A 14,440-nucleotide genomic window follows, 5' to 3' on the forward strand; every position below is an offset into this window, starting at 1 on the left:
AAAAGGTTTTGATCGTGTATCTATTTTTGTAAATTTCTGAGTACATTACGGTATTCTGTATCATGTATCACTTTATGTGATGTAACAGCAGCTTTTGATAGTCCTTGTGTTGAAACGGCTGGTTCTTTCGGAACTGTTTTCGCTTTATCATGCGTTTTATGTGCCAACTTGTGCCCCTTACCTGTAGCGTTCATACAGAATGACAGGCAAACGAGCAGCACACTCAGAATAAAAGAAATGAAAAAGAGATCATGATAAGCAGTCATCATAGAATCCTGCATCGAACCGCTTTGTCTGGCAGCATCTTTTTTCGTGAAAAAGCCGATGAGGATTGGAACTCCCATATAGACAAACAATCTTAAAAACTGAACAGCTGTCATTCTCTTGACCAAATCAGGCAGCGGGCCGCCCATAGCAGCTCCCATCAGCCCTGCGGCCACTGTCAGTCCCGTTCCAGCGGCAAGCATGATAAACAGCACTGCAAACATATAGAGAGACGATTGATCCTGCATATGCAGCCATTGAAAATTCACAAACACGAGAATAAGAGCACCTATAATACCGAGCACCCCGGGCCCGACTTTATCATAAAACAAAGCGCTCACAATGGCGGCGATCGCCACTCCGATTAAAAGAGTTAAGTTTAAAAGAATGAGATGCTCCTGAGAAATATCATACATTTGACGGAGCAATCCCTGAAAAGCAGAAAGGCTGACAGCTACCGTTATCGTTCCAGCAGCTATAATGAATAAACCGAGCACCGGTTTTGGCAGCAGCATCAGTTTAATAGAAATGAAAGGATTTCTCACTTTATATTCCACAATCAATAGAACAAGGAGCAAACATAACGTCATCCCAAAACCAGTCCATACATAACCTGATGAAAGTCCCCATTTTTGCAGAAAAATGAATGTAACCGCTGAGGCTGCAGCAAGGCACACAGATAAAATGATTCCTGCACGATCTAGCGGCTGTTCTTGTTCTGCCGATCCATGATGCTCATCATGAAGAAAGAAATAGCTCACCGCGACACCGATCAGTGACAGCGCGCCAAAGATGTAAAACAGCCATCTCCAATGCCCGTAGCTTGTTGCAATCGTTCCCAGAATCGTGCCGATGATAACAGAGCCATAAAATCCCCCGATTAGCACCAGCAGTGCGTAGTTCCTGCGGTCAATCGGAAATGACAGGACAAGCATTGGAATCATAATCATCAGCATGACACCTGTAGCCGCCCCCTGTAAAAAGCGCCCTGCCGCCATCCATGCAATATCGCTGGAAAATGCGAAAAGCAGTGAGCCAAGTATAAAAACGGGTAATGAAGCCAGATAGATTGGACGGGCACCGAATTTTTTCCTCAACAGCGGTCCTGCCGGGACTAATAAAGCAAAGGCCATATTGCCGATCAATATTGGATTCACCGATGTGAAGTCACTTGTTCCAACCGTCTTCTGAACAAGGCCTTGAACTGACGACAATGCCGTGTTAGACATCAATCCCGGCCCGACCGCTAAAACGGCGAGCAAAGAAATCACCCAGTAGTGTTTTGTCTTCATGTTGTCATTCCTTCCTAAATGAATACATACGAAACACATCATTTTTTGAAAACAAAAGAAGCTAATAGATTTTGCATGCCATTAGCTTTCATTCTAATACTCTCCCTATCTTGGGAAATGATATTATTTTATTATAATTATGTGAACAAATGAGCATATATTCAAACATTATTCCAAATCGATTATGATTTGTCAATGGCGCAAATTTCAAGCAAAAAAATAAAAGCCTGAACAGCTTTTGACCGATATCGTATTTTGGAGACAAGGCGGCTTTAACCCTTTCAATTCCCTATTCCCACTAATAAACTCGAATAAATTGGTGATAAGACAACATTTGGCCGCACAATTTTTTTTGTTCACTGGGCGTTTGCCGCCTCTAAATTGTGTATAGGTAAATACCATGAATTAATCTGTGAAATACCAATGTTTGTCAATTTTAAATAATCCGGGAGGCAAAAACGAATGGAACTGTATGAGTGCATCCAAGACATTTTTAGCGGCTTGAAAAATCCATCGGTTAAAGATTTGGCAACTTCTTTAAAACAAATTCCAAACGCATCAAAATTGAGTCAACCGTATATTAAGGAACCAGACCAGTACGCTTACGGCCGAAATGCCATCTATAGAAACAACGAATTGGAAATTATCGTTATTAACATTCCCCCAAACAAGGAGACAGCAGTCCACGATCATGGCCAATCCATTGGTTGTGCAATGGTGCTAGAAGGAAAGCTTCTTAATTCAATTTATCGCTCAACCGGCGAACACGCAGAACTCTCTAATTCATACTTTGTCCACGAAGGAGAATGCCTTATTTCAACCAAAGGTTTAATTCACAAAATGTCCAATCCTACGTCCGAACGAATGGTGTCTCTTCATGTCTACTCACCCCCTTTGGAAGACATGACGGTCTTTGAGGAACAAAGGGGTGTATTGGAAAATTCATGATTTACAGGTGAACTGCTTTACTTTGATTTCTGAACAACAAAAGGGTTCAGCGAATGGCCTTTTCCTCACAAACAAAAAAACCCTTATAGAATAAGGGTTTAAAGGTATGGAGCCAAGGGGGCTCGAACCCCTGACCTCTACGCTGCCAGCGTTATCCTTGCGTACTTTCTGATATTCTGACATACCCTTGAAACGTTGATTTATCAAGCTTTATAGTCTCTTTAATCCTTTTTAGTTCTTTCTCGTAATCCTTTATAATCGGGATTTTTTAAAAATTTTGTTGCCATTTTTATTTCTGCCTGACATCGCAAAATGCAGCACTTGCTGTTGAAATCATTATAACATGATTGATGTTTGGCAGAATGGCAAAATGACATTTCGGTATGGACCACTGCCCAAATACGACGGCATCCCATTCCGTTACTCCATCATCGTTCTCTCGGACTTATGTCTGAATGAACCATTCGTCCTTTAGAGTAATTTTACTAATTTCCGTATTAGTTGACAATTTGAATATTAATTTACTTTAAGGATGTATAAGCTATATATCCCCCTGCCGCATACTAACTAAACCAAAAAAAGGATAGACAATTTGTACATCCCTCAAAGCTAATATCCTATGCACATGCAGCAATCATTGCTAAATCACAAACAACTCCACAAGTTGCACCAGCTGGAAGATTAATCAAACCAATAACCCCACAATAGTTGACACAAGCCAATAAACCTAGCGCTCCACAGGCAAAGTTCTTTCCCCAAACACTAAACCCATTTGTGTGGAAGTCACCCTCCTGAAGACCATCTAAATTTTTCCCATAAATTTTAAAAGAGTTATCATTATCTTGGATCAATACATCAAGTTCATCAGAATCGCCGCTAAAATCTTTAGGTATTCCTAATAAGCTAAAATTAAAAAATTCTTTAGTCTCTTTGCTATAACCCAAAGTATAAATTATGGAGTCGCCTTCTTCATTTTTATAAGCGCCATAAACAAATTCTAAATCAGATTTTGTACCTTCTTTGTCAATTTGAGCGCCTTTGAATAAAAGACTCTTATCCTTTAAATCTACTTTTTTGTATCCGGCATTTTTGTATTCTTCAATGTACTTTTTAAACGGTTCTTTCTTATCTAGAGCTATTTGCTCTACATTTTTTACCTCTTGCTCACTCAGTACTTCAGTTTCGATATTGTAAACATCTTTAATTTCCTCGATGATTTGTTCTCTGTCTCTCTCTTTCGAACAAGTTGTACATTCTGTTTTGGCATTACTTCCATTGCCAATCGCTAAAGTATTTATTGGCATGATAGATACTATAGCAATTAAAAACATCAGCACAAACCTTTTCATACGCTTTCCTTCCTTTCCATTAATATATTTAAAATACGCAAAAACGTATTTTAATCCTTACTATCATCTATCCAAACATCTCCAATCTTTGAATAGAAGTATTTTAAAGTAAACCCTAAAGCAATTCCAAAGATCACAAATCCAATTGAGAAAATAAGAAACTCAACGGTAAATACTGGCTTGCCTTTTAAATAACCTATTAACAGTTGTCCAAGAACAAACACCACTGACATTCCTGTCGTAATTAGAGGTAAACTTCTAACCCATGTTGTGAAATTCTTTTTCATTTGTTCGATAGTTAATTTTCTTTTTGCCATTTTCATCACCTCTTTAATTAGGTTAACACAAACTCTTTTTCCAAAAAAATGAATATTAAGAATCAAATTCTATATAACTTCGTTACTTATTTTCTATTTTAAGATTGAGACATTCCACATATTAATAGGCCTTAATTCTGCGCTACTCTCACAATTGATAATCGAATTTAGTGAATAATTAGCAGATCAATTTAGAGAGCAAAAAAAGATAATTGAAAGTGAGAAAGAAAAGTTTGGAGACGATTATCAGGATCAGGACTTAGTAATATGTACAGAGCTCGGTAATCCAATTAACGCTAGAAACGTTCTTAGAAAGCAAGCTAAGCTTATGAAAAAGGCTGGGGTTCCTTAAGATAACATTCCAAGATTTAACACACGTACACGCCTCCCTAATGCTTTATTTCGGACATGATATTAAAGAGATATCAGAAAGACTTGGACATGCAAAATCGAGCTTTACTTATGACACCTATGTACACATTATGTCTAAAACTAAGAAGAAGCTTATAGATAACCTGCAGCAATCAATAAAACTGTGACCTCCTATGATGGGGGTTATTTTTTTTCGTTTTTTTCTTAAAATGAGACACCATATTGCCACTTTAAAAACTCAGACACAAATGTTGCCGTTTTGTTGCCAATACAGATTAGAACAAATAAAAAACCATCCTTGAAAGTCTCAAGAATGGCTTTAAATCAAGCTTTATTAGTATGGAGCCAAGGGGGCTCGAACCCCTGACCTCTACGCTGCCAGCGTAGCGCTCTCCCAGCTGAGCTATGGCCCCGTATGTAACGTCAAATTTATTATAGATGATTTTTTTTTGAAAAACAAGCTGTTTCCTCTTAAATCGACAGAAAAAATAAGGCTCCGAAAAGAGCCTTTTTTTAACTTACATCATGATCAAAAGTAAAATCACACCGAGAATGATTCGATAGATTGCAAATGGGACGAGTTTGATTTTGTTAATCAGTTTTAGGAAGAAACGGACGACAAACAGCGCGACAACAAAGGCACAGATAAAGCCGACGATGAAAAACGGCATCAGATCCGAGCTTAAGCTGTCCCAATGCTTCACAAGGCTTAGAAAGCTTGCTCCCATCATGATCGGCATTGCCATAATAAACGTAAAGTCAGCTGCCGCGCGATGATTCAAACCAAGAATAACGCCTCCGGAAATGGTTGAACCGGAACGCGAGAAACCAGGCCAAAGGGCAAGACATTGGAATAAGCCGACCCCTATCGCCTGCTTATAGGAAATGCGGTCGAGGGTATCTGTCGCTGCTTTCCGTTTATTTACCCAATCAGCAAAAAGCATCAGGACTGCTCCGGCGATTAAACCGAAGGCAACAGTTTTTACGGAAAATAAATATTCATCAATGTAATCTTCAAACAAAAAGCCTAGAACAGCTGCAGGCACGAGCCCTACGGCAATTTGGGCAATGCTTAATTTATGTCCCTGCTTTTGGTCGCTTGTAATATTCTTTTTCAAGCCGAGCAAATTCAAAATCCGATCTTTAAACACGATAACTACTGCTAAAATGGAGCCTAGCTGAATAACCACTTTGAATGAGTTAGCAGCTTCTGCTGACATCAGATTGCTTGATTTAAGCCAGATATCGTCTACTATGATCATATGTCCTGTCGAAGAAACCGGCGCGTACTCTGTTAATCCTTCTACGATTCCTAAAATGGCAGCTACAAACAATTCCCATAGAGTCATGATTTTGATTCTCCCCATTAGACATTTATTTTTTTACACAACGGGAGCTTTCCATAAATGGAAAGCCCGTCTTATATAACTATAAACGAAAATCACACTTTATGACCTGACGTATTTTCATTTTTTTCTTCGTCGTATAAATGTGACCGCATTTTAAACCAGTCAAATAAATGTGTCGTAATGACTTTGGCAACTGCATAGCCCGGAATTGCTAGAATGATTCCAACAACGCCAAACAGCTTGCCGGCTGTTAACAGCAGAAAAATAATCGTAATTGGGTGGATATGAAGGTTTTTTCCCATAATTTGCGGCGAAATCAGCTTCCCTTCAATCAGCTGAACAATGGTCCAAACGATCACCAGCTTGAGCAGCATGAGCGGCGATGTCACTATGGCGATGATAATCGCTGGCGTAATGGCAATCGTCGGCCCTAAATACGGAACGATGCTTGTACAAGCCGCAATGACGGCAAGCAATGAAGCATAATCCAGCCCGATTATCAAATAACCGATAAACAGCAAAAAGCCGATACAGAAGCTGACAATGATCTGGCCTCTGATATAAGAGCTTAACCGATGATTCATTTCGCTTAAGACTGTGTATGTCTGTTCTTTCAATCGAGTCGGCACAAACTTTAGTATGTAGACCGGCAATTTCTTTCCATCTTTTAATAAATAGAAAAGAATAAACGGAACCGTAACGATTGAAATGATAATCTCAGTCAGAGCGCCGATAAAATTCCCAACGCCGGTAAAGGTGCTGTTCACAATCGTCGCTGCCTGATCTGAAACCTTTGTTGCGAGATCAGATATATTGATGTTCATTGTTTGCTGGGCCTGATTGACGAAGTTACTGCCGATCAGCTGTTTCGTCTGATCTTCAACGACATCCACATATCTCGGTATGTTGTCAATCAAACTCATAATTTGTTCTTTTAAAAAGGGAATGATGGACACGATCGTGATCGTGATCAGCCCGATAATCAATAGATATAACAGCAAAATAGAATAGATTCTTCTAATTCTTCTTCTCTCAAGGAAATCGACGACTGGGTTTAACAGATAATAAACAATGCCTGTTAAAATAATCGGCAGTGAAATCGTTTTGAGAAGAACAATAATCGGGGTGAAAATAAATGATGTTTTTGTAAAAACGAGAATATTTAAACCAATCAGCAGCAGCACAAGCAAAAATAAAACAAACTTATTGTCCAAGAAGAATCGCTTGAATCTGCCGCTCCATGTTTGCAACGTCTCCACTATCGTTCCTCCGTCATATATAGTTTAATTAAATTGTACACTATCGTCCCTATAATGAAAAATAAAAACCGTTAATTGCTGGAAAAACTTCCTTGCTTTAAAAATGTGATTTGATCTATCATGTGCTTTTCTCCTTTTTAAGCTATAATTTAGCTATATCATGCAAAAGGAGCGATAAGAGTGATACGTTTTGCAATAATAGGAACCAACTGGATTACAGACCGCTTTCTTGAATCAGCAGCGGAGATAGAAGATTTTCAGCTGACAGCTGTTTATTCAAGATCGGCTGACCGCGCTGCCGAGTTTGCTGCTAAACATAACGCTGAACACACTTTCTCAGACCTTCAGGAAATGGCGGCAAGCGATTGCTTTGATGCCGTATACATAGCCAGTCCGAATGCCTTTCACAAGGAACAAGCCGTTCTCTATATGAACCATGGCAAGCATGTGCTTTGCGAAAAGCCGTTTGCTTCGAATACAAAAGAAACGGAAGAGATGATTTCAGCGGCTAAGGCAAACGGCGTTGTCCTCATGGAAGCGATGAAGACCACTTTCCTGCCGAATTTTAAAGAGCTGAAAAACCACCTACATAAAATCGGCGCTGTCCGCAGATTTACCGCGAGCTACTGCCAGTACTCCTCACGGTATGACGCGTTCAGAAACGGTACCGTCTTGAATGCGTTTCAGCCTGAGCTTTCCAATGGGTCATTAATGGATATCGGAATCTATTGTATTTATCCTGCCGTCGTGCTGTTTGGTGAGCCGCAGGATGTGAAAGCGAACGGGTACGCTTTATCTTCCGGAGTGGATGGGGAAGGAACCGTCATTCTGTCTTACGACGGGTTCGAAGCCGTTCTGATGCATTCTAAAATCTCAACTTCCTATGCCCCGGCGGAAATCCAGGGTGAAGACGGGACGATTGTAATCGATACGATTCACCGGCCAGAACGAGTGGAAATCCGCTATCGCGATGGCCGTCTGGAAAACATTTCGATTCACGATCCTAAACCGGCGATGTTCTACGAAGCGGAAGAATTTGTCACGCTCATAAAAGAGAACAAGCAGGAATCTGAAGAAAATACATTTGAACGATCAATGATCACTGCAAAAATCATGGAAGAAGCAAGAAAGCAAATGGGGATTGTGTACCCTGCTGATCAAGCCTAAAAAATCCGCCCGCGTGCAAATGCCGCGGCGGATTTTTTTATTAGACAATCGGAGAAGATGCCTTCCTCTTTAAAAGCACCTCTTGTTCATACTCTTTTATGTCATGAAGCCATGCCTCTTTTACCGGCACGCCCATTTTCCCACAGTAGGAATCCCAGATGGCCCCGAAAGGATATGTTTTGAATTCCTCCATCAGCGCCAGCCTTTCTGTATAGCGGCCCTCTTCCTGCAATTGTTTTAAATAGCCGGTCGGGAGAAGCAATGCATACAATAAAGCTTTAATCATATTTCTCGTTCCAATGGTCCAGGCGGCAACACGGTTAATGCTGGCATCGAAAAAATCCAGGCCGATGGCGACCTTCTCGAGAGCCTGATTGCGTACAATTTCAAGAGCGATTTCTCTCAATTCATCGTCTAAAACCACAACATGATCGCTATCCCAGCGAACAGGCCGGGACACATGCAAGGCGAGTTTGTCTGTGTAAAGCAGCATCGACGAGATCTTGTTTGATACCGTTTCAGTCGGGTGGTAATGACCTGTATCAAGTAAACAAAGCTTATGATTCGTCAAAGCGTAAGCTAAATAAAATTCATGAGATCCGACAACATATGATTCAGAACCAAGCCCGAACAGCTTGCTCTCGACCGAATCAAGATTGTGTTGTTCATTGATCTCCTCTGCGAAGATCCGATCAAGTGATTCTTTTAGTCTTTTACGCGGTGTCAGCCTGTCACTCGGGATATCCTTATAGCCGTCAGGAATCCAAATATTCGTCAAGCAAGGTGTGCCTAATTCTTTCCCGAAGTATTCTCCAATACGGCGGCAAGCGATGCAATGCCTGATCCAAAATTCCCTGATGGTCGGATCGGGGTGTGAAAGGGTGAGTCCGTCAGCCGCTTTCTCATGCGAAAACAAGGTCGGATTAAAATCTAAACCGAGACCGAGGTCTTTTGCCCATTTCACCCAGTTTTCAAAATGATGCGGCTTCAATTTGTCCCGTTCTACCGCTTCCCCGTTTGTTTCTGCGTATATCGCATGCAGGTTTACGCGGTGCTTTCCAGGAATGAGAGAAAGAGCCTTCTCCAAATCTCTTCTTAATTCTTCAGGGGTTTGCGCTTTTCCGGGATAATTGCCGGTCACGTCAATTCCGCCTGAAAGCTCACCCTTATTTACTTCAAAGCCCTCAATGTCATCACCCTGCCAGCAGTGGATTGAAATGGGCACTTGCTCTAATTGCCGAAGCGCCTCTTCAACATCAATTCCCCATTTTTCATATGCCTGTTTTGCACTGTCATAATTGGTTTTTATAGTCATGCGGCTCTCTCCCTTTTTCAGTTTTTTAATCCAAATAAAAAACTTCCTTAAGATCTATCGAAACAGGACTGAAATCTGGATTTGTTTTCATTAATGGCGACATCGATTTCCACCATCTCCGGCAAACTTCTGTGTCTCCCATCTTTCTCCACTTCTCTTCATCCTCTATTTCTAAATAAGCAAAAAGCCGGCCTGTTTCCTCGTCTAAAAAAATGGAATAATGGTGCGCTCCATGAGCTTTGAGTGCTTCTGCCATTTCAGGCCAAATGTCATCATGCCGCTGTTTGTATTCTTCGTACTTGTCTTGATGGACAAACATGATACTGGCTTTTCTAATCAAACCTGATCACCTCTTCACCTTTTAGATAGCGCTTTCAAAACAGTTTGATGAAATGATTGAATGATTGTGCTTCTGTCAATGTCTTTAGGTGTAAACACTTTGATCGGAAAGGAATTTCTGACGGCTTGCCGGGCTTCTTTTATGTCTTTGACTTCTTTGGCAGCAATCATTTGCATCAGCAGATTTCCGATGGCGGTTGCCTCTATGGGCCCTGCGTATACCGCTTTTCCGCTCATGTCTGCTGTTAATTGATTTAAGAAATCATTTCGGGCTCCGCCGCCGATGATATGAAGCTGCTCAATCGGTTTTTCTGTGATCGTTTCCAGCTCTTTGATGGCTATCGCATAGATGATGGCTAAATTGCTGTAGATGCAACAGGCAAGTTCGCCTGCAGTGTGGGGAATCTTTTGGCGGGTTTCTCTGCAATAATGTTCTATTTCCTCTATCATGCTGTCTGGATTCAGGAAACGTTCATCATTTAAGTTTATAAACTGCTGAAATGGTTCTGTTTTTCGGGCTGCTTCTGCAAGCTGCTGAAAAGAGTAATCTGCTTGTAATTGCCGTCTTACTTCTTGTATCACCCACATGCCGATGATGTTTTTGAGAAAACGAATGGTGTTGTTTGCGCCGCGTTCATTTGTATAGTTGTTTTTTAAAGCCAGGTCGGTTAATATCGGCGTTTTGTTTTCAACTCCGATTAACGACCATGTTCCGCTGCTGATATACGCCCAGCTATCGTTTACACCTGGGGCCGCGATGACGGCCGAGGCAGTATCATGCGTTGCGACTGTCATCACCTTGCAAGTCGGCAGATCATAATCCGGGAACCAATCATTTCTCAGCATCCCGAGCTCACGCCCCGGTTCAGTCAGCGGCGCAAATTGCTGTTCCTGAACAGACACAGCTTCAAGCAATTCAGGGTCAAGCTTTCCGGTTGAGACGTTTAAAAGCTGTGTTGTGGATGCATTTGTGATTTCTGTTACGGCTTTTCCGGTTAAACAATAGCCTAAATAATCAGGAACCATCATAACTTTATCTGTTTTTTTCAGCAGCTCACGTTTTTCTTCATACAATTGATAAATCGTGTTAAAAGGCTGAAATTGTATTCCTGTTTTTTGATAAATTGCGGCTTTTGAGAGGGTATGTTCCAGTTTGTCTATTGTGTGATCTGTTCTTCTATCCCGGTAGGACATCACTTCCCGCAAACGATTCCCTTTTTCGTCCAGTAAGACATAATCAACTGCCCATGTATCAATGCCCACAGTGCAGCGTTCATGCCCAAGCGCTTTCACCTTTTGCAGCCCTTGCAGGATTTGTTTTAGCACATGATCAATATCCCAAAAGCAATGTCCGTCTTTTTGAATAAAGCCGTTAGCGAATCTGTGAATCTCCTGTATATCGAGCTTCCCTTCCTTCAGTTCACCTACCATGACCCTCCCGCTTGATGCGCCTATATCAATGGCAGTATAAATCATTCTTTCACCCTCTCTTCGGAAGGGGAACAGCTGTCACTTTCACCTTTTTGTCTTCAAGAGCTTTTACCGATACCGGATCAAGTCCAGTATCAGTAATAAGGCGGCTGATATTTTGCAGCGAGGCGATATGTGAAAATTCGCGGTTCCCCCATTTGCTTGAATCGGCCATCAAAATGGTTTGATCAGACCTTTCGATCATCCGTTTTTTGAGCAGCGCCTGCCACTCGTTTGAGTCGCTCATCCCGTTGTTTATGTCAAAGCCTTTACATGACAGAAAGGTTTTGTTGACGTGATAGGTCTCAAGTGAACGCTCTGCTAACGGGCCGGCAAACGATAATGATTTTGCCAGCAAAATGCCGCCTGTCGAAATGACTGATATGTTTTCTTTATTGCTGAGCTCAAAGGCTGCCTTCATTGAATTTGTAATGACGGTGAGCTCAATATCAGGGAGTATTTTCGCCATGTACCAGGCGGTGGTGCTTGCATCGAGAATGATTCGGTCTCCGCTCTTTACATATTTGGCCGCTTCATGAGCGATGGCTTTTTTTTCTACGACATTTGTAATTTCCCGTTCAGAAAAATGAACTTCTGATTCCTGCTGCTGAATACTGACCGCTCCTCCGTGGCTCCGGCTCAGTTTATGTTCTTTCTCAAGCTTCTCAAGGTCGCGCCGAATGGTTTCCTCTGTGACAGAAAATATGTCACTTAATTCGGATACACGGATACTTGAACGCATATTCACTATTTCCACTATTTTTTGCTGCCGTTCTGCTACTAGCATTGGTAACGCCCTTCCATATCATAATCCGTCTTATTGTTTTTCTATCATAGCATATTTCTAACGCGTAAAAGCAGCCGGGACGCCGCCGTCTACCGTGATCATGCAGCCCGTTGTTTTTTCGGCTTTAGAAGAAGCGAAGAATGCAATGGCTTCGGCAATATCCTGCGGGTAAATATTGACGAGCAGCGCCGTTCGTTTCCGATAATGTTCCTCCAGCTGATCTGGTTCAATCCCGTACGCCGCGGCCCGTTCCTCCCGCCAGCTTGACCCCCAGATTGCCGATCCTTGAAGAACCGCATCAGGCAAAACGGAGTTGACCCGAATGCCGAATTCTCCACCCTCTGCTGCGATACATCTCGCCAAATGGGTTTCAAGCGCTTTTACCGAGCTGTAGGCAGAGGCGTTTTTTCCCGCATAAACCGAATTTTTCGATCCGACAAATACCATGCTTCCGCCTCTGCTTTGCTGTTTCATTTGTTTAAACGCTTCACGGGCCACAAGGAAATAGCCAGTTCCTAATACATTCATATTAAGATTCCATTCTTTTAGACTTGTTTCGTCAAATGGGCTTGATGTGGCCAGTCCGGCATTATTGACGACGATATCAATGCCGCCGTAAGCAAGCGCCGCTTGTTCAAAGGCTGACCGTACTTCCTCTTCCTTTGTCACATCCATTTTGACAGCCATTGCCCGTCCTTCTCCATATGCATCGTTTATTTCCCCGGCAATTTTCTGTGCACCCTCTATATTAAGATCAGCAGCGATCACGTGCCCTCCTTCAGCTGCAAAGCGGCGGCATGCTGCACTGCCGATTCCGCCGGCTCCTCCTGTTATCAACGCTACTTTACGGGAAAATTCTGCTTCCGGCGGGGCTAGCGTGAGCTTATATAATTCGAGCGGCCAATATTCGACATGGTAGGATTCATTTTCATTTAAAGAAACAAAGTGACCAAGAGCTGTTGACCCTTTCATAACGGCGATGGCTCTCCGGTATAAAGCGCCGCTCACTTTAGACATGGCATAACTTTTTCCCGTATTCACCATTCCGATGCCAGGAATCAATATCACCCGCGGGGCTGATTCAAAGATTTGATCCCCCTCCTGCTGATTGCGTGTAAAGTAAGCATGATATTCTGATGCAAAATGCTCGACTCCTGACTTGACCAGTTCTACAAGCTTGCGCACATCTTGAGTTTCCGGATTCCACTCAATGTACAGCGGAACCCGTTTTGTGTGAACTAGGTGATCCGGGCATGCCGCACCGATTTGCGAGAGCACTGGCGCTTGAACACTGTTTACAAATTCCAAGACGTCGTCATGATCATCATGGGAAAGGATCATTTTCTTTTCTTCACTTACAGCGCCTCTGATCACAGGCATGATGCCTGCCAAGATTTGTTTTCTTTGATCTTCCGGCAGCGGCTGATATCTTTTGCCTCCGAATATCTTATTTGGATTGATCCGGTCGTTAATATACTGCTCGGCTTCTTGAATGATGGATATCGTTTTTTCATAACATGCTTCAGACGTCTCTCCCCAAGTGACTAAGCCGTGTTTCTCCATTAACACAAGCTCGGCGTTGGGATTGTTCGCTACGCCTTCAGCGATCATTTTAGACAAAGTAAATCCAGGGCGGACGTATGGCACCCATACAAACCGGTTTCCGTAAATGTCTTCTGCAATTTGTTTTCCATTATCAGCGCAACAAATGCTGATAATCGCATCGGGGTGGGTATGGTCAACATGATTGTATGGCAGAAAAGCGTGTAACAGCGTTTCAATTGAAGGACGGGGATGTTTGCTGTCTATCATACAATGAGACAAGTAGTCTACCATTTCTTCATCTGACATGTGGTCCCTTTCAATCAGCGGGCGGATGTCAGCTAATTTTAAACCGGTAAAGTTATGCGCTGTCATTGTTGCCAAATCTGAACCGCTTCCTTTCACCCACATGACTTCTGTTTCACGGCCTCTGAAATCCTTTTCCGTTGTTTTCATAGACGTATTCCCGCCGCCCCAGTTGCAGACAGTGCGATCTGACCCGATCAGATTGGACCTGTACACCAATTCCTCTACACCTTTCGGCAGCTGTGCAGCACGCTCTGAATCCCATACATGTTTCACCATATTTGATATTCCTCCGTCCCTTTTATTTGTATCCGTTTTCATTATATATGATCTTTGTTTATTTTTGAATTGTTTTTGTTTATTT

The 14,440-nt window shown here is 42.2% G+C and carries 12 protein-coding genes and 1 tRNA gene; 2 read left to right on the plus strand and 11 right to left on the minus strand.

What is annotated here, in order from left to right; genetic code table 11:
- Positions 1-20: 20 nt before the first annotated feature.
- Positions 21-1,556 (minus strand): MFS transporter, encoded by a 1,536-nt coding sequence (locus AC0DBE_RS15270; protein ID WP_061188064.1) that lies wholly within the window; start codon positions 1,554-1,556, stop codon positions 21-23.
- A gap of 462 nt (positions 1,557-2,018) precedes the next feature.
- Here AC0DBE_RS15270 and cdoA point away from each other — a divergent pair, with 462 nt between their 5' ends.
- On the plus strand, positions 2,019-2,504 hold the full coding sequence (gene cdoA, locus AC0DBE_RS15275; protein WP_041521051.1) for a cysteine dioxygenase: 486 nt from the start codon (positions 2,019-2,021) through the stop codon (positions 2,502-2,504).
- Positions 2,505-3,121: 617 nt separating this feature from the next.
- Here cdoA and AC0DBE_RS15280 read toward each other — a convergent pair.
- From AC0DBE_RS15280 to AC0DBE_RS15300, 5 genes are all read right to left on the minus strand, one after another.
- Positions 3,122-3,853, minus strand: coding sequence for a putative immunity/bacteriocin fusion bifunctional protein (locus AC0DBE_RS15280; protein ID WP_014114928.1), 732 nt, complete (start codon positions 3,851-3,853; stop codon positions 3,122-3,124).
- 50 nt (positions 3,854-3,903) lie between these two features.
- The gene (locus tag AC0DBE_RS15285; RefSeq protein WP_014114929.1) at positions 3,904-4,170 is read right to left on the minus strand and encodes a hypothetical protein; all 267 of its coding nucleotides are present in this window, start codon (positions 4,168-4,170) and stop codon (positions 3,904-3,906) included.
- Between the two features lie 712 nt (positions 4,171-4,882).
- Positions 4,883-4,955, minus strand: a tRNA-Ala gene (locus AC0DBE_RS15290).
- Between the two features lie 105 nt (positions 4,956-5,060).
- Complete coding sequence (locus AC0DBE_RS15295) at positions 5,061-5,891, minus strand: undecaprenyl-diphosphate phosphatase (RefSeq protein ID WP_072182199.1); 831 nt, start codon at positions 5,889-5,891, stop codon at positions 5,061-5,063.
- Positions 5,892-5,983: 92 nt separating this feature from the next.
- Positions 5,984-7,150 carry an AI-2E family transporter gene (locus tag AC0DBE_RS15300; protein WP_014114932.1) on the minus strand — a complete coding sequence of 389 codons (1,167 nt, stop codon included), beginning with the start codon at positions 7,148-7,150 and terminating at the stop codon, positions 5,984-5,986.
- A 180-nt stretch (positions 7,151-7,330) separates the two neighbouring features.
- Here AC0DBE_RS15300 and iolU point away from each other — a divergent pair, with 180 nt between their 5' ends.
- Entirely contained in the window at positions 7,331-8,317 is a 987-nt protein-coding gene (gene iolU / locus AC0DBE_RS15305) for a scyllo-inositol 2-dehydrogenase (protein WP_072182198.1), read from the plus strand.
- 40 nt (positions 8,318-8,357) lie between these two features.
- Here the strand turns inward: iolU and rhaA are convergent, their stop codons facing one another.
- Genes rhaA through AC0DBE_RS15330 form a run of 5 tightly spaced genes read right to left on the minus strand, consistent with a single transcriptional unit; the run spans position 8,358 to position 14,355 of the window.
- Positions 8,358-9,632 (minus strand): L-rhamnose isomerase, encoded by a 1,275-nt coding sequence (gene rhaA / locus AC0DBE_RS15310; protein ID WP_472962763.1) that lies wholly within the window; start codon positions 9,630-9,632, stop codon positions 8,358-8,360.
- Between the two features lie 25 nt (positions 9,633-9,657).
- Positions 9,658-9,972: an L-rhamnose mutarotase gene (rhaM, locus tag AC0DBE_RS15315; protein WP_061188059.1), complete on the minus strand. Its 315-nt coding sequence runs from the start codon at positions 9,970-9,972 to the stop codon at positions 9,658-9,660.
- Positions 9,973-9,986: 14 nt separating this feature from the next.
- Entirely contained in the window at positions 9,987-11,447 is a 1,461-nt protein-coding gene (rhaB, locus tag AC0DBE_RS15320; protein WP_472962765.1) for a rhamnulokinase, read from the minus strand.
- A gap of 4 nt (positions 11,448-11,451) precedes the next feature.
- Entirely contained in the window at positions 11,452-12,228 is a 777-nt protein-coding gene (gene rhaR / locus AC0DBE_RS15325) for a rhamnose catabolism operon transcriptional regulator RhaR (protein ID WP_072182195.1), read from the minus strand.
- A gap of 57 nt (positions 12,229-12,285) precedes the next feature.
- Positions 12,286-14,355, minus strand: a complete 2,070-nt coding sequence (locus AC0DBE_RS15330) for a bifunctional aldolase/short-chain dehydrogenase (RefSeq protein ID WP_472962768.1) — start codon at positions 14,353-14,355, stop codon at positions 12,286-12,288.
- Between the last annotated feature and the right edge of the window lie 85 nt (positions 14,356-14,440).

The sequence above is a fragment of the Bacillus sp. VA15 genome (assembly GCF_055721145.1).